Annotated in this window: 16 protein-coding genes; 12 read left to right on the forward strand and 4 right to left on the reverse strand. The window is 65.5% G+C overall.

The window, feature by feature from the left end; genetic code table 11:
* Nucleotides 1-124 precede the first annotated feature (124 nt).
* Entirely contained in the window at nucleotides 125-9,214 is a 9,090-nt protein-coding gene (locus tag KW842_RS26060; RefSeq protein WP_218307064.1) for an S-layer family protein, read from the reverse strand.
* Nucleotides 9,215-9,421: 207 nt separating this feature from the next.
* On the opposite strand from KW842_RS26060, the gene nudC reads away from it, so the two are divergent.
* From nudC to KW842_RS26075, 3 genes are all read left to right on the forward strand, one after another.
* Nucleotides 9,422-10,240, forward strand: a complete 819-nt coding sequence (nudC, locus tag KW842_RS26065; protein WP_218307065.1) for an NAD(+) diphosphatase — start codon at nucleotides 9,422-9,424, stop codon at nucleotides 10,238-10,240.
* A 65-nt stretch (nucleotides 10,241-10,305) separates the two neighbouring features.
* Nucleotides 10,306-10,866, forward strand: a complete 561-nt coding sequence (gene folE / locus KW842_RS26070) for a GTP cyclohydrolase I FolE (RefSeq protein WP_218307066.1) — start codon at nucleotides 10,306-10,308, stop codon at nucleotides 10,864-10,866.
* A gap of 16 nt (nucleotides 10,867-10,882) precedes the next feature.
* Nucleotides 10,883-12,202 carry a thioredoxin family protein gene (locus tag KW842_RS26075; RefSeq protein WP_218307067.1) on the forward strand — a complete coding sequence of 440 codons (1,320 nt, stop codon included), beginning with the start codon at nucleotides 10,883-10,885 and terminating at the stop codon, nucleotides 12,200-12,202.
* Here the strand turns inward: KW842_RS26075 and KW842_RS26080 are convergent.
* Nucleotides 12,199-13,788 (reverse strand): M20/M25/M40 family metallo-hydrolase, encoded by a 1,590-nt coding sequence (locus tag KW842_RS26080; protein WP_218307068.1) that lies wholly within the window; start codon nucleotides 13,786-13,788, stop codon nucleotides 12,199-12,201. The two genes, KW842_RS26075 and KW842_RS26080, sit on opposite strands and share 4 nt — an antisense overlap.
* Nucleotides 13,789-13,992: 204 nt before the next feature.
* Here KW842_RS26080 and KW842_RS26085 point away from each other — a divergent pair, with 204 nt between their 5' ends.
* Nucleotides 13,993-15,606, forward strand: a complete 1,614-nt coding sequence (locus tag KW842_RS26085; RefSeq protein WP_218307069.1) for a methyl-accepting chemotaxis protein — start codon at nucleotides 13,993-13,995, stop codon at nucleotides 15,604-15,606.
* 15 nt (nucleotides 15,607-15,621) lie between these two features.
* Here the strand turns inward: KW842_RS26085 and KW842_RS26090 are convergent, their stop codons facing one another.
* Entirely contained in the window at nucleotides 15,622-16,047 is a 426-nt protein-coding gene (locus KW842_RS26090; protein WP_218307070.1) for a hypothetical protein, read from the reverse strand.
* A gap of 72 nt (nucleotides 16,048-16,119) precedes the next feature.
* Entirely contained in the window at nucleotides 16,120-16,728 is a 609-nt protein-coding gene (locus KW842_RS26095) for an OmpW family protein (protein ID WP_218307071.1), read from the reverse strand.
* A gap of 152 nt (nucleotides 16,729-16,880) precedes the next feature.
* Between KW842_RS26095 and KW842_RS26100 the strand changes: the two genes are divergently transcribed.
* From KW842_RS26100 to KW842_RS26135, 8 genes are read left to right on the forward strand one after another with little or no spacing between them, the layout of a single operon-like run.
* Nucleotides 16,881-17,384, forward strand: a complete 504-nt coding sequence (locus KW842_RS26100; protein ID WP_218307072.1) for a (2Fe-2S)-binding protein — start codon at nucleotides 16,881-16,883, stop codon at nucleotides 17,382-17,384.
* On the forward strand, nucleotides 17,381-19,558 hold the full coding sequence (locus KW842_RS26105) for a molybdopterin cofactor-binding domain-containing protein (protein ID WP_218307073.1): 2,178 nt from the start codon (nucleotides 17,381-17,383) through the stop codon (nucleotides 19,556-19,558). The genes KW842_RS26100 and KW842_RS26105 overlap by 4 nt, the downstream gene beginning before the upstream one ends.
* A 2-nt stretch (nucleotides 19,559-19,560) precedes the next feature.
* Complete coding sequence (gene soxX, locus KW842_RS26110) at nucleotides 19,561-20,028, forward strand: sulfur oxidation c-type cytochrome SoxX (RefSeq protein WP_218307074.1); 468 nt, start codon at nucleotides 19,561-19,563, stop codon at nucleotides 20,026-20,028.
* Nucleotides 20,025-20,465 (forward strand): SoxY-related AACIE arm protein, encoded by a 441-nt coding sequence (locus tag KW842_RS26115; protein ID WP_218307075.1) that lies wholly within the window; start codon nucleotides 20,025-20,027, stop codon nucleotides 20,463-20,465. Before soxX ends, KW842_RS26115 begins: the two co-directional genes overlap by 4 nt.
* Nucleotides 20,465-20,791, forward strand: coding sequence for a thiosulfate oxidation carrier complex protein SoxZ (gene soxZ / locus KW842_RS26120; protein WP_218307076.1), 327 nt, complete (start codon nucleotides 20,465-20,467; stop codon nucleotides 20,789-20,791). The genes KW842_RS26115 and soxZ overlap by 1 nt, the downstream gene beginning before the upstream one ends.
* The gene (gene soxA, locus KW842_RS26125) at nucleotides 20,788-21,540 is read left to right on the forward strand and encodes a sulfur oxidation c-type cytochrome SoxA (protein WP_218307077.1); all 753 of its coding nucleotides are present in this window, start codon (nucleotides 20,788-20,790) and stop codon (nucleotides 21,538-21,540) included. The genes soxZ and soxA overlap by 4 nt, the downstream gene beginning before the upstream one ends.
* Entirely contained in the window at nucleotides 21,537-21,860 is a 324-nt protein-coding gene (locus KW842_RS26130; RefSeq protein ID WP_218307078.1) for a c-type cytochrome, read from the forward strand. Before soxA ends, KW842_RS26130 begins: the two co-directional genes overlap by 4 nt.
* Nucleotides 21,857-23,131, forward strand: a complete 1,275-nt coding sequence (locus KW842_RS26135) for an FCSD flavin-binding domain-containing protein (RefSeq protein WP_218307079.1) — start codon at nucleotides 21,857-21,859, stop codon at nucleotides 23,129-23,131. The genes KW842_RS26130 and KW842_RS26135 overlap by 4 nt, the downstream gene beginning before the upstream one ends.
* The last annotated feature ends 6 nt before the right edge of the window (nucleotides 23,132-23,137 follow it).

Consider the following 23,137-nt stretch of genomic DNA (forward strand, 5'->3'; position numbering starts at 1 on the left):
GGTCTGTCCTATGATACCTTTTTGTCGCAGCGCAGGGGCAACTTTTGGCTGTGAGCAAGAGCCTAAACGCCCCGCTGTTTGCGGGATGGCGGGCCGCCGCGTGTGGCGGCGGCCCGGTGGCGGTTTAGCGCGCCGCGACGCCGAACCAGTGCGCCGCGCTGTCTTCCACCCGCTGCGGCTTGCTCAGCGCCGCAGCGGCGCCTTGCAGGCCTTGCGCGGCGCGGTACTGCTGCAGCGCTTCGGCCAGCGCCAGCGCTGGCGCGGACGCTGCTGCGCTGGCGGCCGAAGCCGGCGTGGCCAGCAGTTGTTGCGCCGGCGCTGCAGGCGTGCTGGCGGTTTCCGCATAAGCGCTGATCGACGCCGTCAGGCCGCGCGCTTGTTGTTGCAGTGGGGCAGCCGTTGTTGCCGAGGCGGTCTGTGCCAGGAACCACACGTCAGCGCTGGCGTGGCTGCTGCCGTCGCCGCTGGTGTAGCTGGAGGCCAGGCCGACCAGGTTGCCGTTCTGCTGTTCCAGCACGTTGCGCGCGCTGGTGTCGATGGCGGCGATGCCCAGCTGTTGCAGGCTGTGCAGCTCGTCGGCCTGGCTGATGCCGTCGGAATTGGCGTCCACCCACACCCGCAGCGCGCCATAGGCGCTGTCGGCGCTGGTGATCTTGCCATCGCCGTCGCTGTCGAGTTCGCGCAGCGCGGCATAGCCGTCGGCCGCCTTGCTGCCGTCTTTGAGCGTGGTGGCGCTGCCAAACAGTTCACCGCCGTCGTTGATCACGCCGTCGCCGTTGCGGTCCAGTACCAGCAGCCCGTCGTGGGCGTCGACCCAGCCGGTGTGCACCGCCTGGCCTTCGGCGCGGATGTCGAACTGTACTCCGGCCGCCAGGCTCAGCGTGCGCACGCCGTTGCCGTCCAGGTCAAGGATCAGCGGGGTGGCGTAGTTCACCGAGGATGGATTCAGCGCCATGGTCTGCGCCACCGACATCGCCGCCACCTGGGTGGCGGTAAAGGCATTGGCCTGCGCCAGGCTGAGCGCCGTCAGGCCGGCGGTGGCCAGCACCGCCACCTGGTCGACATCGAAGGCGGCCAGTTGCGGCGTGCTGAAGGCGATCAGCTGGCTGGTTTTCAGGTTGGCGACCTGGGTGGTGCTGAGGCCGGCGATCTGGGCGGTCGACAGGTAGCCGATCTGGCTGCTGGTCAGTGCGCCCACCTGGCTGGTGTTCCAGGCGCCCAGCTGGCTGGTGCTGAAGGCGCTGATCTGGTCGATGCTGAACGCGGCGATCTGGGCGTTTTTCAGCGCACCCATCTGCAGCGTGGTCAGCTGGCTGGCCTGCAGCCCGCTCAATGCGGTCAGCTGGGTGTTGGCCAGTGCCTGCACCTGGGTGGTGGTCAGCGCTTGCAACTGCTCGCTGCCCAGCGCCGCCATCTGGTCGACGCTCAGGCCCGGCAGCTGGCTCAGCTTGATCGAGGCGATCTGCTCGGTGCTCAGCGCCTGTACCTGCTGGTTGGACAGCGCACCCAGCTGGGCGGTGCCCAGGTAGCCGATCTGCGCGGTGCGCAGCGCAGCGATCTGGCCGGTGCGCATGGCGAACAGCTGGTCGGCGGTCAGCGCGCCCAGCTGGGCGCTGGTCAGCGCCTGCACCTGGCTGGTGTTGAGGCTGGCCAGGTGGCTGGCTTCCAGGCTGGACAGTTGCAGCGTGCCGAGTGCGGCGATGCTGGCGCTGGACAGCACGTCCAGCTGCGCGGTGGACAGCGCATTCAGGGTATCGGCACTGAAGGCCGCCACTTGCTGGGTGCTCAGCGCCTGCAACTGCTCGCTGCGCAGCGTTGCAGCCTGGCCAGTCGCCAGCGCCGCCACTTGCAGCGTGGTCAGGGCGCGGACCTGGGCGGTGCTCAGCACCTGGGTCTGGGCGGTGGCCAGGCCGCCGAACTGGGCGGCGCTGAGCGCTGCCAGGTCCTGGGTGTCCAGCGCGGCGATCTGGTCGGTGCCCAGCACTGCCAGCTGGTCGGCGTTCAGGGCCGGCATCTGCGCGGTGCTCAGGCCGCCGATCTGGTCGGTGCTGAGTGCGGCGATCTGGGTGGTGCTGAGACTGGCCAGCTGGGTGCTGGTCAGCGCGCCCACCTGGGCGTATTGCAGCGCCTGCACCTGGCTGGCGCTGAGCGCCGCCAGGCTGTCCAGGCTGAAGCCGTAGGCCAGCTGGGCTGTGCTGAAGGCGGCCACCTGGCTGCTGTTCAGCGCCGCCACCTGGCTGGTGGCGAGGCCGGCCAGCAGCTGCGCCGTGCCCAGCGCCGCCACTTGCGCGGCCAGCAGGGCGTTCAGCTGGTCGTTGCCCAGGGCGCTGATTTGCAGCGCGCTCAGCGTCGCCAGCTGGCGCGTGCCCAGTGCTTGCAGGTCAACCGTCTCCAGTGCCGCGACCTGGTCGCTGCCGAGCGCGGCAATCTGCTGCGTGCCCAGCGTGGCTGCCTGGGCGGTGGTCAGGGCGACGATCTGCTCGCTGCGCAGCGCCGCGATCTGGTCGGTGCTGAGCGCGGTGCTCTGCGCGGTGCGCAAGGCGGCGATCTGTGCGGTATGCAAGGCGGCGATGCCGTCCGAACCCAGGCCATACACCAGCTGGGCGGTGCTGAACGCCGCGATATTGGCGCTGTCGAGCGCCGCCAGCTGATCACTGCCGAGTACGCTCACCTGCACGGTGCCGAGCGCCGCCGCCTGGGCGCTGGTCAGCGCCGCGATCTGTTGCGTGCTGATGCCCTGGCTTAGCTGTTCGGTGGTCAGCGCGGCGATCTGCGCGGTGGTCAAGGCCGCCAGTTGCGGCGCCAGCAGTGCCTGCAGCTGGTCGGCGCGCAGTTGCACCAGTTGGGCCGTGCCAAGCGCGGCCAGGTCTTCGGTTTCCAGCGCAACCAGCTGGTCGCTGGCCAGCGACGTCAGCTGGGTGCTGCCCAGTGCGCGTGCCTGCAAGGTGCTGAGCGCAACGATCTGGTCGGTGGTCAGCGCACCGAACTGTTCCGAATGCAGCGCGCGCAGTGCGGCGGTATTCAGCACGGCAAACTGGCTGGTGGTCAGGGCGCTCAGTTGCGCGGTCGCCAGGCTGGCCGACTGGCTGCCGGTCAGGGCGCTGATTTGCGCGCTGCTCAGGCTGCTGAACTGGGCGACGGTCAGCGAGCCCAGCATGTCGGTGGTCAGCGCGGTGAAGGCATTGGTCGACAGCGCGTTCAGCTGCTTGCTGGTCAGCGCCGCGAATTGCTGGCTGCTCAGGCTGGCCAGCTGGCCGCTGCGCAGCGCCACGAAGTCGGCGGTGCTGAGGGCACCGATCTGCTCGGTGGTCAGCGCGCCGATCTGTACCGCATTCAGCGCCAGCACCTGGCTGGTGCTGAGCGCGCCGATATTGTCGGCGCTCAGCGCGGCAATTTGATCGCTGCCCAGGCCGCTGATCTGGGCGCTGCCCAGTGTGCGCAGCAGGTCCAGCGTCAGCGCGGCGATATTGGCGGTGGTGATGGCGCCGATTTGCGCGCTTTGCAGCAGGGCGAAGTCTTGCGTTTCCAGCGCGTTGAACTGGTCGCTATTGAGCGCGGCGATCTGGTCGCTATGCAGTCCTGCCATCTGCGCGGTGCTGAGGCCGGCGATCTGGCTCAGGTCCAGGCCGCCGAACTGGGCGGCGTCGAGCGCGCCGATTTGCAGCGCCGACAGCGCGGCCAGATTATCCAGGCCGATGGCGCCCAGCTGGTTGCTGCTCAGTGCGTGCAGCTGGCGGGTGCCCAGGCTGCCCATCTGCTGGGTGGTCAGCGTGCCGATTTGCGGCGCACTCAGCGCGGCCGCCTGGCTAGTGCTGAGGGCGTTCAGCTGGTCGGAGCTGAGCGCCTGCAATTGTTCCAGCGTCAGCGCGGCGATCTGGTCGGTGCTCAGCTGGCCGATCAGCACCGGCTTCAGTGCTTGCAGCGCGGCGCTGTCGAGCGCCTGCAATTGATCCGTGCTGAGCGCGGCCACCTGGTCGCTGCGCAACGCGGCGGCTTGCGCCGTGGTCAGCACACCGATGTGCGCCAGGTCGAGTTGCTGGATCTGTTCGGTGCGCAGGGCGGCGATCTGGCCGGTGGTCAGCGCCACCAGGTCTTCCAGTTCCAGCGCGGCCAGTTGGGTGGCGGTCAGCGCGGCAATCTGCGCGGTCGCCAGCAGGCTGGCCTGGGTGCTGGTCAGCGCGGCGATTTGCGCCGTCGCCAGGCCGCTGAACTGCACGCTGGCGATGGCGTTCAGCTGGGCCGCGCCCAGGCTTTGCAGCTGCTGGTCGTCCAGCGCGTTCAGCTGGTCGCTGCCGAGTGCTGCCACCTGGGCGGCCTTCAGCGCGGCCACGTCTTCCACTTCCATGGCGTGGATTTGCGCGGTCGCCAGGCTGGCCAGCTGGGCGCTGGTCAGCGCCTGCACTTGTAGCGTGCTGAGCGCGGCGATGCGGTCCAGGCTTAGCGCGCGCAGCTGGTCGCTGCCCAGCGCTGCTACCTGGGCAGCTTTCAGTGCGGCCAGGTCGTCCAGCTCGATGACGCTGATCTGGCTGGAACTCAGTACTGCCACCTGGGCGCTGGTCAGCACTGCAAACTGCTGGCTGGTCAGCGCCACGATCTGGCGGGTGTCGAGTGCCTGCAACTGGTTGCTGGTCAGCGAAATCAGCTGCACTTGCGTCAGGCTTTGCAGCTGGCTTTCCCGCAGCGCGTTCAGCTGGTCGCTGCCCAGCGCGGCCACCTGGGTGGACTTGAGCGTGGCCAGCGCATTGCTGCTCAGCGCCTGGATTTGCGCGCTGCTCAGCGCCTGCAATTGTGCCGTGCTGAACGCCTGGGTTTGCGCGCTGCCCAGCACCGCCACCTGGGCGGTGCGCAGTGCCTGGATCTGGTCGCTGCTGAACACCGCCACCTGGACCGCTTTCAGCTGTGCCAGATCGTCGGTTTCCAGCGCCTGTACCTGATCGCTGTTCAGCACGCCGATGCCGGCGGTACTCAGCGAGCCGATCTGGCGGGTGGTCAGCGCTGCAATTTGCGCGGTGTTCAGCGCGGCGATCTGGGCCGTGTTCAGGCCGGCGACCTGGGCTGCCGTGAGTGCCTGGATCTGCTCGGTGCTGAGATTGCCCAGCACGCCCAGCGCGCCCAGCTGGGCCACGCTCAGCGCAGCGAAATCATCCGGCGTCAGTGCGCCGATCTGGTCCGAGTTCAGCGCCGACAGTTGTGCGGTGCTGAGCGCGGCCACCTGATTGCTGCGCAGCGCGGCGACCTGGCTGGTGGCCAGCAGCGCGATCTGCTCGGTGCGCAGGGCCGCCAGCTGGGCCGCTTTCAAGGCGGCGATGTCGTCGCTATTGATGGCCAGCAGCTGGCTGGCGCCGAGGTTGCTGATCTGCACGGTGCTCAGGCCGGCGGCCTGGGCGGTGGTCAGCACGGCGATCTGCTGCGTCAGCAGGCCTTGCAGCTGCGTGGTGTTCAGCGAGCTGAGCTGGGCAACCGTCAGCGCACGCAACTGGTCGCTGCTCAGCTGTACAAGCTGGCCGCTGCCCAGCGCGGCGATTTGCGCGGTCTTCAGCACCGCCACGTCGCGGGTTTCCAGGGCCAGCCATTGGCTGTTGCTCAGGGCCAGCAGTTGCTGTGTGCCCAGGTTGCTCACTTGCAGCGTGCTCAGCGCGGCGATCTGGTCGGCGCTGAGCTGGCTTACCTGCAGCGTGGCCAGCGCAGCGATCTGCGCGGTCTTGAGCGCGGCCAGGTCTTCGGTTTCCAGTGCGGCCAACTGGGCCGAGCTGAGCGCCTGCAACTGGCGGGTGCTCAGGCTGGCGGCTTGCTGGGTGCTGAGGGCAATAATCTGCGCGCTGCCCAGCGACTGGAACTGCTCGGTGCTGAGCGCGCCCAGCTGGGCGCTGCTGAGCGCGCGGAACTGCTCGCTCAGCAGCGCGTCCAGCTGCTGGTTGCTGAGGGCGGCGATTTGCGCGGTTTTCAGTGCGGCGATATCGCGCGTATCCATCGCTTGCAGCTGCGCGCTGCCAAGCGCCGCTACCTGGGCGGTGGCCAGTGCGCCGATCTGCAGCGTGCTGAGGGCGGTGATGTGGGCGTTGTCGAGCGCGGCGACCTGGGCCGTGGTCAGCGCGGCGATCTGGGCGGTTTTCAGTGCGGCCAGGTCTACGGTTTCCAGTGAATTCAGCTGGGCGGCGCTGAGGCTGGCCAATTGCAGGCTGGTCAGGCTGCTGGCCTGCAGCGTGGATAAGGCGGCCAGCTGGTCGCCGTCCAGTGCGGCGATCTGGCGGGTCGACAGCGCGGCGATCTGCTGCGTCTTCAGCAATGCCAGCGTGCCGGTGCCCAGCGCTGCCAGCTGGTCGCTGCGCAGCGACGGCAGTTGCGCGGTCGGCAGGCTGAGAATCTGGGCGGTGCTGAGGGCTGCCACCTGGCTGGTATTCAGGTCCTGCCATTGGCTGCTGTTCAATGCGGCGAGCTGGGCGGTGGTGAGCGCGCGCACCTGGCTGCTGGCCAGTGCGTTCAGCTGGCTGGCGCTGAGGCTGGCGATCTGCGCGCTCTTCAGCGTGATCAGGTCGCGGGTTTCGATTGCGGCCAGCTGCTCATCGCTGAGCGCGGCAAGCTGGCGGGTGTCGAGGCTGGACATCTGCCGGCTGTTCAGCGCGACAATCTGGTCGGTGGTGACGGCGGCCAACTGGCTGGCGCTCAGCGCGTTGAGCTGGACTGCTTGCAGGCTGGTCCAGTCGGCGCTGGTCAGCGCGGCAATCTGCTGCGTCAGCAGGTAGCTGATCTGCAGGGTGCTCAGTGCATTGACCTGGGCGGTGGTCAGCGCCGCCAGCTGGGTGTTGCTGAGGATCTGGATCTGTTCCGAGCTGAGCTGGATGATCTGCGCGGTTTTCAGCGCCGCGATCTGGGTGGTGGTCAGCGGGGCGATGGTCTTGGTGCCCAGGCCCAGTATCTGGTTGGTTTTCAGCGCGGCCAGGTCCTCGGCTTCCATCGCGCCCAGCTGTTCGGTGCTCATGCCGACCAGTTGCAGCGGCGTCAGCGCGGACGCCTGGGCGGTGGTCAGGGCGACGATCAGCGCAGTGTTCAGCGAGCCGATCTGGGCTGCGCTGAGGCTGGTGATCTGATTGGTCTTGAGGGCGGCGAAGTCGCGCGTTTCCAGTGCGTTCAACTGGTTGGTGGACAGTGCCGTCAGCATGCGGGTGGTCAGCGAGGCCACTTGGGCGGTGCTGAGTGCAACGATCTGCGCGGTGCTCAGCGCGGCCACCTGGTCCGCCGTCAGCGCCGCCAGCGCCGCGGTTTTCAGCGTGGCGATGTGATCGGTGGACAGCACGCCGATGACGCTGCTATCCAGCGCGGCGATCTGCTGCGTTTTCAGCGCGCCCAGCGCGGCGGTGCCAAGCGCCTGCACCTGGTTGCTGTTCAGCGCGGCCACCTGGGCGGTGCCCAGCGCGGCCAGCTGCAAAGTGCTGAGTGCGGTGATATGGCCGATGTCCAGCTGGCTTAGCTCGCTGGTGCCGATGGCGGCGATCTGCGCGGTCTTGAACGCGGCCAGGTCGCGGGTTTCCATGGCGGCCAGCTGGGCGCTGTCGAGCGCGGCAACCTGGCGGGTGCTGAGCGCCGCCGCCTGGGCGGTAGTCAGCGCGACAATCTGGTCGGTGCCCAGCGCGGCCACGGCGGCGCTGGAGAGGGCGGCGATCTGCTGGGTTTTCAGGCTGGCCAGGCTGAAGGTGTTCAGCGCGGCTGCCTGCTGCGGCGTTAGCGTGGCCAATTGCTGGCTGCTCAGGCCGGCCACCTGGGCCGAGCCCAGTACGGCGATTTGCGCGGCGGTCAGCACGGCCAGCTGGCGCGTCTGCAAGGCAGCCAGCTGGGCCGAACCCAGCAGCGCGATTTGCGCCGTGCCCAGCGCCGCCAGCGTGTCGGTGGCAAGTACCGCGATCTGGCGGCTGCGCAGGGCTTGCAGGTCTTCGTCGTCCATGGCGGTCAGCTGGGCGACGCCCAGCGCGGCTACCTGGGCGGTGCTCAGGTTGGCGATCTGCGCGGTGCTCAGGCTGGCGAACTGGTCGCTGCTGAGCGCATTCAATTGCTGGGTGGCGAGCACGGCGACTTGCGCGGTTTTCAGCGCCGCCACGTCGCGGGTCTCCAGCGCTGCCAGCTGGGCGTTGCTCAGCGCGCGCAGCTGGGCGCTTTGCAGCGCGCCAATTTGCAGCGTGGTGAAGGCAACGATCTGGGCGCTGCTCAGGTCGGCAATCTGGGCGGTCGACAGCGTGGCCACCTGGGCCGTGCTGAGGGCGGCGATCTGGCTGGTGCTCAGCGTGGCGGTGGCGTTGGCGCCCAGCGCCGCCAGTTGCTGGCTCTTCAGCGCGGCAATATCTTGCGCTTCCATGGCGGCAATCTGGTTGCTGGACAGTTGGCTCAGCTGGCGCGTGCTCAGCGAAGCAGCCTGGGCGGTGGTCAGCGCCACGATCTGGTCGGTGCCGAGCGCGGCAAACTGCGCGTTGCTCAAGGCTGCCAGTTGCGCGGTTTTCAGCGCGGCGAAGCCGTCGGCGCCGAGCGCGGCCACCTGGCCGTTGCTGAGGGCGGCGATTTGCTGGGTCGACAGGCCGGCCAGTTGCGCGGTGCGCAGGGCGGCGACCTGGAGCGTGTCCAGCGCGCCCAGCAGGGCAGTGCCGAGTGCGCCCAGCTGGGTCGTGGTCAGTGCGCTGATGTCTTCGGTTTCAATGGCGGACACCTGGGCCGCGTTCAGTGCGGCGATCTGGCGCGTCTGCAATGCGGCGACCTGGGCGGTGGTCAGCGCGGCAATCTGGCTGCTGTTGAGCGCGCGCAGCTGGCTGGAGTTGAGGGCGATCACTTGCGCGGTGCGCAAGGCGGCGATGTCGGCGTTGCTCAGTACGCTGACTTGCGTGCTGCTGAGGGCGGCCAACTGGGCGGTGCCGAAGGCGGCGATCTGGGTGGCGTTGAGGCCGTTGACCAGCTGGCTGGTGCTCAGGCTGGCCACCTGGGCGGTGCTGAGGCCCTGGATCTGTTTGGTCGTCAAGCCTTGTCCGAACTGGGTGGCGCTGAGCGCCTGCAGGTTGGCGGTCGACAGGGCCCTGACCTGGGCGCTGCTGAGCACCGCCAGCTGGGCGCTGCCCAGGGCGGTCATTTGCAAGGTCGAGAGCGCGGCAATGTCTGCCGTGCCGAGCAGGGCAATCTGGTCGGCGCGCAAGTCGGCGATTTGTTCAGTGGTCAGGTCCAGTACGATCGATGGCATATAAATAATCTCCTCACGGCAATATATACTACCGTCAAACACCCCTAAACAGCGATTAAGCCCCTAAAAATAGTTCAAATCTTGGCCTGAAAACAAAGACTTAGCCGCAGTTTTGTCATGCTGCGGTCATCTTTGCCGGCGCCTGATGGCGACGGCGGAAACGCGGTAAGATGAGCGCTTGCCCTGAAACGCCGAGACTGTATCGCCATGCTGCACACGCCCCCTGGATTTTCCCCGTCAATTTTGCCGCTAGCCGGCATGCCGCCGCAGACGTTTGTGTTTCATCGTGGAGAGTTGCTTTTGCGCAACAATTCTCTAGCCTTGCCGCAGGCGGACGCGCTGGATGCGCTGTCGCTGGCGCCGCAGCGCATCCATCCGCTGGGCGTCTGGGACGGCCGCTACTACCAGGCGGCGTGGCTGGACGAGGCGCTGCTGCCGGGGCCGGAATTCGGCTATCACGGCCTGCGTGCGCTGTTTGGCGTGGTGGATGACGGCTTTCTCGGCCTGGCGGGGCGCGCCATGCAACTGGTCGAATGGGCGCGCACGCACCGCTATTGCGGCGTCTGCGCCACGCCGCTGCAACTGCTCGAAGGCGAGCGCTGCTTCAAGTGCCCGCAGTGCGGCCATAGCGCCTATCCGCGCATCTCGCCGGCGATGATGGTGCTGATCCGCAAGGGCGAGCAAGTGCTGCTGGCCATGCACACCAACTCGCCATACAAGCGCTATACCGCACTGGCCGGTTTCCTGGAGGCCGGCGAATCGATCGAGGAAGCGGTACACCGCGAGGTGTACGAGGAGGTCGGCTTGCGGGTGCATAACCTGCAATACTTCGCCAGCCAGTCGTGGCCGTTCCCGCATTCGCTGATGATCGCCTTCACGGCCGATTACCTGGATGGCGAGATCCGCGTCCAGCCGGAGGAAATCGCTGATGCGCGCTGGTTCGGGCCGGACGACGAATGGCCGGAGTTGCCGGTCAAGGTATCGGTGGCGGCGCAGCTGATCGACGCCCACCGGCCCAGGCGCTAGGACGCCAGGTCTGCACTGCGCAAGTCCTATATACTGTCGGGCAAATTTAAAAAAGGTGTTTCATCATGTCTCAAGAATTTACAGAAAACGACTGGCGCCGCCTGATCGCCAGCATCGGCGAAAACCCGGACCGCCCCGGTCTGCTGGAAACGCCGGCGCGCGTGGCCAAGGCCTGGAAGCACTGGACCTCGGGCTATGACCAGGACCCGGCGGCGTTGCTGAAAGCCTTCGAGGACGGCGCCGAGCAGTACAACGAATTCATCATCGTGCGCAACATCCCGGTGTACAGCCATTGCGAGCACCACCTGGCGCCGTTCTTCGGCAAGGCCACCATCGGCTACATTCCTAACGGCAAGATCGTCGGCCTGTCGAAGCTGACCCGTCTGGTGGACTGCTACGCCAAGCGCCTGCAAGTGCAGGAGCGCATGACCATGCAGATCGCCAACGCGCTGATGGAAGTGCTGGAGCCGAAAGCGGTGGGCGTGATCGTCAAGTGCCGCCACCTGTGCATGGAAAGCCGCGGCATCCGCACGCCGGGCGAAGAAACGGTGACCTCGGCCATGCTGGGCGAATTACAGCCGAATCTGGCGATGCGCACCGAATTCCTGGCGCTGGCCAAGGACTAAACGGATGGCGGCGACGATGGCGGCAATTGAATGGCTGAACGGCGGCGTCGACGCCGCCTTCGCGCTGGCGCGGCAGCAGCAACGCCCGCTGTTCCTGTACTGGGGCGCCGTCTGGTGCCCGCCGTGCAACCGGGTCAAGTCGGAAATCTTCGGGCGCGCCGAATTCGCGCAGCGCGCCGCCTCGGTGCTGTGCCTCCACCTGGACGGCGACAGCGCCGGCGCACAGGCGCTGGCCGCGCGGCTGCAATTGCGCAGCTATCCGACGCTGGTGCTGTACGCCCCGGACGGCGGCGAAATCACGCGCCTGCCGTGCGAGCTTGATGGCGAACTGTTCGTGGCCGCCTTCGACGCCGCACTGGCGGTGCATGCCGCCGGCTCATCGGCGTCGGCCGCGCTGGACGCCGCATTAAGCGGCGCCCGTCCGCTGAGCGCCGATGAGTGGTCGCTGCTGAGTAATTATTCCTGGGATACCGACGAAGCCAAGCTGCTGAACGGCCGCGCGCTGGCGCCGGCGCTGGCCGCACTGGCCGCCGCCAGCACCAATCCTGACGCCGCCGTGCGCCTCGGGCTGCACGCCCAGCTGGCCGGCGGCGCAGCCGATGCCGCGCTGTTGCTGCCAGTGCTGGCCGACGCGCGGCTGGCGCGATCCAATATGGACATCTTCAACAACAGCGGCGTCAACCTGATCAAGCTCGCCAGCCGCCGTGAAGAACTGGCGGCCGCAATGGGCAGCGTGGCTGCGCAGTGGGCCGACGATCTGTGGCTGGGCGCGCCGGACCGCCTGATGGCGGTACGCCTGCAAATGCGCCTGGCGCGCCTGCTGGCGCCGGCGCATGGCTTGCAGGAACTGGTCCACGAGAAGGTGACGCAAGCGCTGGCCGAATCGACCGATCCCTATGAACGCCACACGCTGGTCAACACCGCAGTCAGCGCGCTGAACGATGCTGGCCTGGCGGCGCAGGCGGAACAAGTGCTGCTGGCTGAATTACCGCGTTCGCATTCCCCGTACTACTTCATGCTCAGCCTGGCGGCCGCCGCCAAGCGGCGCAGCGATAGCGCGGGCGTGCTGTCCTGGTACGGCAAAGCATGGGACGCAGCGATCGGCCCGGCGACGCGCCTGCAATGGGGCGTCACCTACCTGTCCAGCCTGATCGACCTGGCGCCGCAGGACAGCGTCCGCATCGAGCTAGCCGCGCAAGGCCTGCTGGCCGACATCCAAGCCGCCGGCGCCGATGCACACCAGCAGCGCAATCTCAGCCAGCTGCAAAAGCTGTCCGCCAAACTGGCGGCCATCCCGCCCGGCCCCCACACCGCCACCCTCGCCGCCGCCATCTAACGGCGCTGGAACTCGGCGCCTTCTTTCCACTTCGGCTGGTCTTTGGCTTGCGCGGCCTGGTAGCCGGCCTGGAATAGCAGGCTGATGTCTTCCAGCGCGCCGGCGGTGTTCCAGTTCGGCTGCACCGTGTCATGCACGGTGTGGAACTGGTGCGCGGTGTAGAACAGCAGCTTGTTGGCGCTGCTGCGCAGGTAGATGGTCGGCACGCCGGCGCGCGCGAATTCCAGCTGGTCGCCACGGTAGTAGCTGCCGTAGCTGATGTTGCTGTCGGCCCGCACCGTGCGCCCTTGCTTGGCGGCGATCGCTTTCACCAGGTCGTCTGCGGTCGATTTGCCCATGCCGCTCAGTTCGACATCGCGGGTGCGGCCCCACAGGTTCATGCCATCGATATTGATGTTCAGTACCGTTTTGCTGATCGGGTACAGCGGATGGCGCACATAGTATTGCGCGCCCAGCAATCCGCGCTCTTCTGCCGTGGTGGCCACGAAGACGATGCTGCGTTTGGGCGCCGTCGGCAGCGCCTTGTAGGCCTTGGCGATTTGCAGCAGCGCGGCCACGCCGCTGGCGTTGTCCACCGCGCCGTGGAAGATTTGCTGCGTGCGCGGGCCGGGCAGCGTTTCGTCGATGCCGAAGTGGTCCCAGTGCGCGGTGTAGACGATAACTTCGTTCTTCAGCTGCGGATCGGAACCGGGGATGCGCGCCACCACATTGTGCGAGGGAACGTCGCGGATGGCGTTTTCCATGGTCAGGTTCAGCTTGATCCCCAGCGGCAGCGGTTTGAAATCGCGCGCCAGAGCCTTCTGTTTCAGCTGCTTGAAGTCCATGCCGGCCGCCTTGAACAGCGCGCACGCGCTATCCTGCTGCAACCAGCCGGCCAGCGCCGGCAGATACGGTTCCGGCTGGCCGCTTTTGAGCGCGAAGTTTTCACGGCCCCAGCTGTTGACCACTACCTCAAACGGGTAGCCGGCCGCCTTGGTCTCATGCACGATCAGCGCCCCCGCTGCGCCCAGCCGGGCGGCAATCTCCAGCTTGTAGTTCCAGCGGCCATACCAGGTGACGGCGTTACCGCCAAAAACTTTCGCATCCAGCTGGCTGGGGCGCCTGGCGTCCGCTAGCTGCGGATCGTTGATCAGCATGACCAGCGTCTTGCCCTTGAGGTCGGCGCCCTTGTAGTCATCCCATTTGAATTCCGGCGCCTGCACGCCGTAGCCGACAAACACCAGTTCCGAATCGCTTACGTCCAGCTGCTTGTCGGCGCGCGCGGTCCAGGCGATGTAGTCTTCGCCGAAGCGCAGCTTGGTCGCGCCGTAGCTCAGCACTGGATGGCTGGAGATGCCGACCAGCGGCACTTCCTGGAGGTAGGTGCCGTCCGGATTGCCCGGCTCCAGGCCGAGTTTCTTGAACTGCTGCTGCAGGTAATCGATGGTCATCACTTCGCCACGGGTGCCCGGCGCGCGGCCCTCGAATTCGTCGGAGGCCAGCGTGGTGATCTGTTCCAGCAGCGCCGCGCTGTCAATCTTGGGCGCGGTCGCGTGGGCCTCGCACGCGCATATTGCCAGTAGTAAGGTCGACAGGAGCGGTTTCATGTGGATGAATGAGTGTTACCAATAAGATCACCATTGTGACACATTTTGTTTCCTCACGACACATTTCTAAAGAAACTGTGTTTACCGCTGTTTCCCTTTATGCACTGGATTTTGGCAGATAAACCACAGCTATTAAATTTGTTGCAGTGTGCAAGCTGCTTTGGGCGTATGCTTGTTTCCATAAGACAATAGGAGACTGGCACCATGAACAAGTTGTCCTTTCAGCAAAAGCTATGGGTTCCGCTGATATGCAGCCTGCTGTGCATTACCGCGATTTTTCTGTTTGAAACCATCCAGACCCGCACCGTGCGGATGGAGGAGCGGCAAAGCGATTTGCGGCATGTGGACGATATGGCGCTGAACATCGTCAAGCAGTTCGGCGATCGCGCTGCCTCCGGCAAGCTCAGCAAAGAAGAGGCGCAGAAGCAGGCGATCGAGATCGTCAAGGGCCTGCGCTATGGCAAGGACGGCTACTTCACCATCAGCACCGGCACGCTGTCGATCATGCACCCGATCAAGCCGGAAAACAACGGCAAGGATCTGGTCGACCTGAAAGATCCGAAAGGCACGTACGTCTATCGCGCCATCGCCGCTACCGGCGCCTTGCCCGAGGGCGGCGGCTTCGTCAGCTATTACTGGTCGCGTCCCGGTTCGACCGAGCCGGTGCCCAAGCTGAGCCGCGTGGTGCACTACGAACCGTGGAACTGGGACCTGACCACCGGCGTGTATACCGACGATATCGATATCGCCTTCCGCGATTCGCTGCTGAAATCGGCCGGCTGGCTGGCGCTGGTGTGCGGGCTGCTGTGGGTGATTGTCAGCATCGTCAACAAGAGCTTGCGCCACACCATCGGCGGTACGCCGGAATATGTGAGCGAAATCACGCAGAAGATTGCGGATGGCGATCTCAGCATCGAAATCAGCACGCACGCATCGGACCAGGCCAGCATCCTGCATTCGGTGAAAGTGATGCAGCAGCGGCTGGCGGACACCATCGGCGAAATCCGCCGTAGCGCCGACACCATCGCCACTGCTTCGGGTGAAATCGCCTCCGGCAATATGGACTTGTCGGCGCGCACCGAATCGCAGGCCAGCTCGCTGGAAGAAACGGCGGCCTCGATGGAGGAGCTGACCTCGACCGTCAATCAGAACGCCGACAATGCGGTGCAGGCCAACAAACTGGTGCAGTCGGCCTCGGAAGTGGCGGAGCGCGGCGGCAAGGTGGTGTCGCAGGTGGTGCAGACGATGGAAACCATCAACGCCTCGGCGACGCGGATTGTCGACATCATCAGCGTGATCGATGGCATCGCCTTCCAGACCAACATCCTGGCACTGAATGCGGCGGTGGAAGCGGCACGCGCCGGCGAGCAAGGGCGCGGCTTCGCGGTGGTCGCATCGGAAGTGCGCAATCTGGCGCAACGTTCGGCGGCGGCGGCCAAGGAAATCAAGGAACTGATCAACGCATCGGTGGACAGCATCAACAACGGCAGCGCGCTGGTGGCGGAGGCGGGCACGACCATGGATCAGGTGGTGACCAGCGTCTCGCGCGTGACGCAGATCATGCAGGCGATTACCGAAGCATCGAGCGAGCAAAGCACAGGTATTGGTCACGTCAACATGGCGATCACCGAGATGGATTCGGTAACGCAACAAAACGCCGCGCTGGTGGAAGAAGCCGCTGCCGCAGCGGGCAGCATGCAGGAACAGGCAGCGATGCTGGCATCGCTGGTGGCGCGCTTCCACCTGAGCGGCGAAACCGCAGCGCCACCACGCGCGACACCCCGTCCAGCCAAGCGTCAGATGGCGCTGGTCCGCTAAAACCGGGGGCCCGGACTATGGGTGGTCGGCGGGGACGGTTTCGATGACGGCGGCTTCGTAGACGAATTTGTCGCCGTCGGGACGGAAGACGCCCATCAGCTCGCCGCCGTCGCCTTTGACGTCTTCATACATGGTGCAGGTTTGGGTTTCGACTTGCCACATCTCTGAACCGGAACGCAGCGTCCAGACGTTGTCGCCGCCGGACAGCAATTCGATTTCCACTTCGTCGGCCGGCATGTCGCTCAGCTCGACCCGGCGCAGGCAGTCCGGCAGGCGCTGCATGATCAGCTCGACCCGGCTCTCTTTGCTCCAGAAGTGTTTTTGCGCGCGGTGGATGGTCAGCGCATGGTTGCCCACCGGCCCGTCCGCGTAGTACGACGCGCTGTCGTCGACGCAAGCGGCCAGCATCAGGGGCATCAGGACAATCAGAATCTTGCGCATGGAAATCCCATCGGGTAGCTATCTGTTCGATCACATTATAGCTGCCCGGCGGGAATGTTTAGCGCATCGGGATCAGAAGCGGTAGCCTACGCCCACGCCCAGCAGCACCGGATCAACTTTGACTTTGCTGGCTTTGGCGCCGCCAATCATCACATCGCTGCGGATCTGCACTTTTTTCACGTCCAGGTTGATCGACCAGTTTTTGTCGATGGCGAAATCCACGCCGGCTTGCAGCGCCAGACCGAAGCTGTCGTGCTCCAGGCTGCCCGCGCCATCCAGCAGTTTCACTTTCGAGAAGGTGGTGTAGTTCACACCGGCACCCACGTAAGGACGGATGGTTGCATCAGGCACGAAGTGGTACTGCACGGTCAGCGTCGGCGGCAGGTGCTTGATGGTGCCGATGTTTTTGCCGTCCAGGCTGACGTCGTGTTTCTGCGGATAGGTCAGGATCAGTTCGGTCGCGATGTTCTTGGTGAAGAAGTAGGAGACATCCACTTCCGGAATGGTCTTGTCGCTGACGTGGATGCGATCGGATGCGCCAACGCCGCCAACTGGATCGGATTTGTCAGCCGGGTCGATATGCACAGCACGCACGCGCACCAGCCATGGGCTTTCTTGCGCCAGCACGTTACCGCTTACCAGGGTCAGGGCTGCTAATACTGCTGCTACGGACTTACTCATTTTACTTCCCCTCATTGTCGTCGTTAAGTAACGGAATAAAGTCTATTGATGCAGCGCAGTAAAAACCTTGATCCAAGTCAAAACTTTGCAACAGACAAAGAGTGGTAGTATCTCCAGCGTTATTTTTGCAGCGCTGCTTACAGGAGATTTACATGGCCAAGCTGAACGTCAACGGCGTAGTAAGAGAGTTCGAGGCGGAGGCGGATACGCCGCTGCTGTGGGTGATCCGCGAGCAGCTGGCGCTGACCGGCACCAAGTACGGTTGCGGTGTCGCGCAATGCGGCGCGTGTACTGTGCATATCGACGGCAATCCAATCCGCAGCTGCGTGTATCCGGCAGCGGCGGTCACTGCCGAACAGAAGATCGTCACCATCGAGGGGTTGTCGTCCGATGGTTCGCATCCCATACAAAAAGCATGGGCGGCGCTGGATGTGCCGCAATGCGGCTTCTGTCAATCCGGCATGATCATGGCCGCCGCCGCGCTGATACGCGAGAAGCCCAAATGTAGCGACGCCGACATCGACGCGGCGATGACCAATATCTGCCGATGCGGCACCTATAACCGCGTGCGCAAGGCAATCCACGTCGCGGTGCGCGGCGGTGATCCGGCATCGGCCGGCCTGGCGATTGAACGCATTGAAGGGAGCAAGGCATGAACTCGCGCCGCAGCTTCCTCAAACTCGCCGGCGGCCTGGTGGTCGCCTTCCATATTCCATTTGATGCAGCGGCTGCCGATCAGCCGCCTATCGCCAAGGGCGCCGCCACCGCCACGCCGGAAGTCAACGCCTGGGTGGTGGTGAAACCGGATGACAGCATCGTGATCCGCATTGCCCGTTCCGAGATGGGACAGGGCACGCTGACCGGCCTGGCGCAGCTGGTGGCGGAAGAGCTGGATGCCGACTGGAGCAAGGTCACCACCGAATATCCATCGCCGGGGCAGAACCTGGCGCGCAAGCGCGTGTGGGGCAGCTTCTCCACCGGCGGCAGCCGTGGCGTGCGCGAGTCGCATGACTATGTGCGCAAAGGCGGTGCGATTGCGCGCACCATGCTGGTCCAGGCTGCGGCCGATGCGTGGCAAGTGCCGGCGTCGGAATGCGTGGCCGCCAACAGCATCATCACGCACACGCCGAGCGGCCGCAGCATCAGCTATGGCAAGGTGGCGGATGCCGCCGCCAGGCTGACGCCGCCCACCGAGGTGGCGCTGAAAGATCCGAAGGACTGGAAGCTGGCCGGCAAGCGCCTGGCGCGGCTGGATACGGTGGATAAAACCACCGGTGCGCAAATCTACGGCATGGACATCAGCATGCCCGGCATGCTGAACGCGGCGATCAAGGATTGCCCGGTGTTCGGCGGCACGGTGAAGAGCTTTGATGCGGCCGAGATCGCGAAGCGTCCCGGCATCAAGAAGGTATTCAAGCTGGGCGATAGTGCGGTGGTGGTGGTTGCCGATACCTGGTGGCGCGCCAAGTCCGCTCTGGATGCGCTGCCGATTGAATGGGACAAGGGCCCCAATGCCAAGCTGTCGCAGCAGGATATCAAGGCCACGCTGAGGGCCGCGCTGGATGCGCCGGAAGCCGTTGTGGGCAATGCCAATGGCGACGCCAAGGCCGCCATCAAGGCGTCCGCGCGCAAGATCGAGGCGGTGTACTCCTTCCCGTGGCTGAACCACGCCACCATGGAAACCATGAACGCCACCGCGATCTGGACGCCGGAGCGCTGCGAGGTATGGACGCCGACGCAGAATGGCGAAGCCGCGCTGGCCGCCACCGCCGAAGCGGCCGGTCTGCCCGCTGCCAAGTGCGATGTCTACAAGATGCACCTGGGCGGCGGCTTTGGCCGTCGCGGCGCCACGCATGACTGGGTGTCGCAGGTGGTGAAGATCGCCAGGGAGATGCCGGGCACGCCGGTCAAGCTGATCTGGTCGCGCGAGGAGGACATGCTGCATGGCCGCTATCACCCGATCACGCAGTGCAAGCTGACTGCGGGCCTGGACGCCAAGGGCAATGTGACCGGGCTGCACATGCGCATTGCCGGCCAGTCGATTCTGGCGTCGCTCGGCTCCACGCTGAAGGATGGCAAGGACCCGGTGGTGTTCCAGGGCCTGAACGCGCCGGGACCGGAAGCGTCGATTGGTTATAGCTTCCCGCATCTGCTGGTGGACCATGCGATGCGCAATCCGCCGGTGCCGGCGGGCTTCTGGCGCGGCGTGAATCTGAATCAGAATACGATTTACCTCGAATGCTTCCTCGACGAGATCGCGCATGCGACCAGGCAGGATCCGCTGGCCTTGCGCCGCAAGCTGATGGCCGAGCATCCCAAGCATCTGGCGGTACTGAACGCGGTGGCCGAGAAGGCCGGCTGGGGCAAGCCTGCGCCGAAGGGCGTGTATCGCGGCCTGGCGCAGACCATGGGCTTCGGCAGCTATGTCGCGGCGTGCGCCGAGGTGTCGGTCGATCGCAAGACGGGCAAGGTGAAGATTCTCCGCATCATCGCGGCGACCGATCCGGGCTATGCGGTGAATCCGCAGCAGATCGAGGCGCAGGTGGAAGGTTCGTTTGTTTACGGGCTGTCGGCGGCGCTGTACGGCGAGTGCACGCTGAAGGATGGCCAGATGGAGCAGCAGAACTTCGACACTTACCAGATGATGAAGCTGGACGAGATGCCGAAGGTGGAGTCGATCATCATGCCGTCCGGCGGCTTCTGGGGCGGCGTCGGCGAGCCGACGATTGCGGTGGCTGCGCCGGCGGTGTTGAATGCGATCTTCGCCGCCACCGGCAAGCGGGTGCGCGATCTGCCGCTGAAGAACCACAATCTGCTGAAGAAGGCGTAAGCATGGCCGGGCGAGGGCGCTGGCGCGGCAGGGTAGCGGTCACGCTGATCTTTGCCGCGCTGTCGTCCGCAGCCACCGCCATGCCGGCGCTCGTGGTGATTGGCGATGGCATACCCGCGCCGCTGCCCGGCGCGGCGCTGGGCGATGCAGCACGCGGCCGCACCATCGTCGCCAATCGCCAGGTCGGCCTGTGCCTGCTGTGCCACACCGGGCCGATTTCTGAAGAACGCTTTCAAGGCAAGCTGGCCACCGACCTGCGCGGCGCGGGCCAGCGCTGGACTGCCGCGCAACTGCGCCTGCGCATCGCCGACGCCAGCCGCATCAACCCGGACACCATCATGCCCTCTTACTACAACACCGAAGGCCTGAACCGCGTCGCCACCGCGCAGCAAGGAAAAACCATCCTCACCGCGCAGCAGATTGAAGACGTGGTGGCCTGGCTGCAAACCTTGAAGGACGCAGCACCATGAAGCGCCGCGACGCACTGGCGGCGGGCGCCGGCCTGGCGATGCTGGCGCTGGTGCGCCCTGCATCCGCCACGCCGGCGGAGATGACGGCCGCCATCAACACTTTTAGCGGCGGCGCCAAGCCGCAAGCCGGTAAAGTCAACTTCGATATTGCACAGCTGATCGATAACGGCAACGCAGTGCCGGTCACTGTATCGGTGCAGGGCCCGGCAGAAAACGTGCGCGCCATCGCCATCTTCACCGAACGCAATCCGCAAACCGAGGTGGCGGTGTTCACGCTCAGCCCGCATTCGGCCAAGGCCGAAGTCTCGACCCGCATCCGGCTGGCCACCTCGCAGCGCCTGATGGCCGTGGCGCGCATGGCTGACGGCAGCTACTGGTCGCATCAAGTGGAAGTGATCGTCGCGCTGGCGGCCTGCGTGGAAGGCGAGGCGCCCTGATGGCCCGCGCACTGATCCACATGCCCGCCACTGCAAAGCGCGGCGACATCATCGAAATCCGCGCATTGATCGGTCACCCGATGGAAACCGGATACCGCGTCGGCGCGGACGGCAAGCTGATGGCACGCGACATCATCCGCAGTTTCACCTGCCGCTACAACGGCGAACAAGTCTTCGGCGCAGAGCTGCATCAGGCTATCTCCGCCAATCCCTACATCGCCTTCTTCACGCTGGCGACGGAAAGCGGCACGCTGGAATTCATTTGGGCAGGCGACAACGGCTTTGCCCACACCGAAACCACCAGCATCACGGTGAGAGCGGCATGAAGCTGATGCTGGCCCTGGCCGTGATCGCCGCATCGGCACTGGCCGCCGACGAACGCCGCTCCGGCGCGGACTTCATGAGTCCCACCACCCAAGCCATGCAGCGCGATGATGCGCAGAATCCCGCCATGCTGTGGATCAGCGGCGGCGAAGCGCAATGGAACGCGCCTGCGGGCAGCGACGCCAAGTCCTGCGCCAGCTGTCACGGCGATGCGCGCACCAGCATGCGCGGCGTGGCAGCACGCTTTCCAGCTTTCGATGCTGATAGCGGCAAAACCGTCAACCTCGCTCAGCGCATCAATCTTTGCCGCGAACGCAAACAGCACGCCGCGCCCTGGCGCATCGAGAGCGAAGAACTGCTGAACATGGAAGCCTACGTCGCCATGCAATCGCGCGGCATGCCGGTCACGCCGCCACAGGACGCCGGTACGCGCGCCAGCGCCGCGCGCGGCCAGCAGCTGTACTTCCAGCGCATTGGCCAACTCAACCTCTCGTGCGCGCAATGCCACGACCAGCAATGGGGCAAGCGGCTGGCTGGCAGCACCATTCCGCAAGCACACGCCAGCGCCTACCCGATCTATCGGCTGGAGTGGCAGGGCATGGGCAGCCTTCAGCGGCGCCTGCGCAACTGCATGAGCGGCGTGCGTGCCGAAGTCCCGGCCTTTGGCGCGCAGGAACTGGTGGAACTGGAAGCCTGGCTCGCCGTGCGCGACCAGGGCATGAAAATCGAAACGCCTGGAGTACGCCCATGAAGCTGACCGCCTTCGGCCTGCTGGCCGCCATCCATCTGGCTTGCGCTGCGGAGCCGCAGGCTACCTCGCCCGCCATTCCGCCCGCCGCGCGCCTGGCCGCCACCTGCGCGGCCTGCCATGGCACCGCCGGCCATACGCAAGGCAACACGTTGCCGGCGCTGGCCGGCCAATCGCAGCAAGCGCTATCGGCCAGCCTGCACGCCTTCAAGACCGGCAAGCGCGAATCGACCATCATGACGCAGATTGCCAAAGGCTATAGCGACGAACAGATCGAACTGCTGGCGGCCTACTTCGCCGCGCAGCAGAAGGAGGCCAAATGAAACGCCGCCAATTTATCCAGGCCGCTGGCGCGGCGGGCGCTACCTCGATGCTGGCCGGCTGCGCCAGCATCGGCGGCCAGGCCAGACCGCAGGTGGCCGTCATCGGCGGCGGCTACGGTGGCGCCACCGCCGCGCGTTACATACGCATGTGGAGCGATAACAGCATCGACGTGACGCTGATCGAGCCGAATGCCAGCTTCATTTCCTGCCCGCTCTCCAACCTGGTGCTGGGCGGCTCGAAACAGATCGGTGAGCTCACGCTATCGCTCAACGCATTGGCCAGCAAGCACGGCGTGCGTATCGTGCGCGACAGCGTCACCCGCATCGACGCCGCGCAACGCACGCTGGCGCTGGCTGGCGGCCAGACATTGCGCTACGATCGCCTGATCGTCTCGCCTGGCGTTGACTTCATGTGGGACCAACTGCCCGGCATGCTGAAGCCGGGCGCACAGGACGCCATCCTGCATGCGTGGAAAGCCGGTCCGCAAACCGTCGCGCTGCGCGCGCAGCTGGCGGCGATGCCGGACGGCGGTGTCTATGCCATGACCATCCCGCCAGCACCTTACCGCTGTCCGCCCGGCCCCTACGAGCGTGCCTCGCAAGTGGCGTTCTACTTCAGCCGCCACAAGCCGAAATCCAAGGTGCTGATTCTGGACGCGAATGACGACGTGGTCTCCAAAGGCCCGTTGTTCAAGAAGATCTGGCGCGAGCGCTATGCCGGCATCATCGACTATCGTCCCTCATTCCGCACTGCAGACGTGGACGCCGCGACGCACACCGCCATCTCAGAGCTGGGTGACAAGGTGCAGGCCGACGTCCTCAACATCATTCCGCCGCAGCGTGCCGGCGGCATCGCCGTGCAAACCGGGCTGGCCAACGCCAATGGGCGCTGGTGCGCGGTGGATTTCCTCACGTTCGAATCGACGCAGGCGAAAAACATTCATGTGCTGGGCGACGCCATCGCCGTCGCGCCGCTGATGCCCAAGTCCGCGCACATGGCCAACCAGCACGCCAAGGTATGCGCCGCCGCCGTGATCGACCTGCTGAGCGGCCGGGCGCCATACGCGCAGCCGATGCTCACCAACACCTGCTACAGCTACGTGTCCGACCACGACGTGATCCACGTCGCCTCCGTGCACGCCTACAACGCCGAAAAGAAAACCCTGCTGGTGGTTTCCGGCTCCGGCGGCGTGTCAGCAGAAGCCAGCACGCTGGAAGGAGAATATGCGATGAACTGGGCCCGCAATATCTGGGCCGATACGCTTGCTTAGTTAAAA

Origin of the sequence: Duganella sp. sic0402, from assembly GCF_019219065.1 — a bacterium.
In the GTDB taxonomy this organism is placed as follows: domain Bacteria; phylum Pseudomonadota; class Gammaproteobacteria; order Burkholderiales; family Burkholderiaceae_D; genus Rugamonas.

Excerpts from the sequence above, each read along its gene's own strand:
- KW842_RS26060 (WP_218307064.1), bottom strand. The coding sequence starts at position 9,214 with ATGCCATCGATCGTACTGGACCTGACCACTGAACAAATCGCCGACTTG.
- nudC (WP_218307065.1), top strand. The coding sequence starts at position 9,422 with ATGCTGCACACGCCCCCTGGATTTTCCCCGTCAATTTTGCCGCTAGCC.
- folE (WP_218307066.1), top strand. The coding sequence starts at position 10,306 with ATGTCTCAAGAATTTACAGAAAACGACTGGCGCCGCCTGATCGCCAGC.
- KW842_RS26075 (WP_218307067.1), top strand. The coding sequence starts at position 10,883 with ATGGCGGCAATTGAATGGCTGAACGGCGGCGTCGACGCCGCCTTCGCG.
- KW842_RS26080 (WP_218307068.1), bottom strand. The coding sequence starts at position 13,788 with ATGAAACCGCTCCTGTCGACCTTACTACTGGCAATATGCGCGTGCGAG.
- KW842_RS26085 (WP_218307069.1), top strand. The coding sequence starts at position 13,993 with ATGAACAAGTTGTCCTTTCAGCAAAAGCTATGGGTTCCGCTGATATGC.
- KW842_RS26090 (WP_218307070.1), bottom strand. The coding sequence starts at position 16,047 with ATGCGCAAGATTCTGATTGTCCTGATGCCCCTGATGCTGGCCGCTTGC.
- KW842_RS26095 (WP_218307071.1), bottom strand. The coding sequence starts at position 16,728 with ATGAGTAAGTCCGTAGCAGCAGTATTAGCAGCCCTGACCCTGGTAAGC.
- KW842_RS26100 (WP_218307072.1), top strand. The coding sequence starts at position 16,881 with ATGGCCAAGCTGAACGTCAACGGCGTAGTAAGAGAGTTCGAGGCGGAG.
- KW842_RS26105 (WP_218307073.1), top strand. The coding sequence starts at position 17,381 with ATGAACTCGCGCCGCAGCTTCCTCAAACTCGCCGGCGGCCTGGTGGTC.
- soxX (WP_218307074.1), top strand. The coding sequence starts at position 19,561 with ATGGCCGGGCGAGGGCGCTGGCGCGGCAGGGTAGCGGTCACGCTGATC.
- KW842_RS26115 (WP_218307075.1), top strand. The coding sequence starts at position 20,025 with ATGAAGCGCCGCGACGCACTGGCGGCGGGCGCCGGCCTGGCGATGCTG.
- soxZ (WP_218307076.1), top strand. The coding sequence starts at position 20,465 with ATGGCCCGCGCACTGATCCACATGCCCGCCACTGCAAAGCGCGGCGAC.
- soxA (WP_218307077.1), top strand. The coding sequence starts at position 20,788 with ATGAAGCTGATGCTGGCCCTGGCCGTGATCGCCGCATCGGCACTGGCC.
- KW842_RS26130 (WP_218307078.1), top strand. The coding sequence starts at position 21,537 with ATGAAGCTGACCGCCTTCGGCCTGCTGGCCGCCATCCATCTGGCTTGC.
- KW842_RS26135 (WP_218307079.1), top strand. The coding sequence starts at position 21,857 with ATGAAACGCCGCCAATTTATCCAGGCCGCTGGCGCGGCGGGCGCTACC.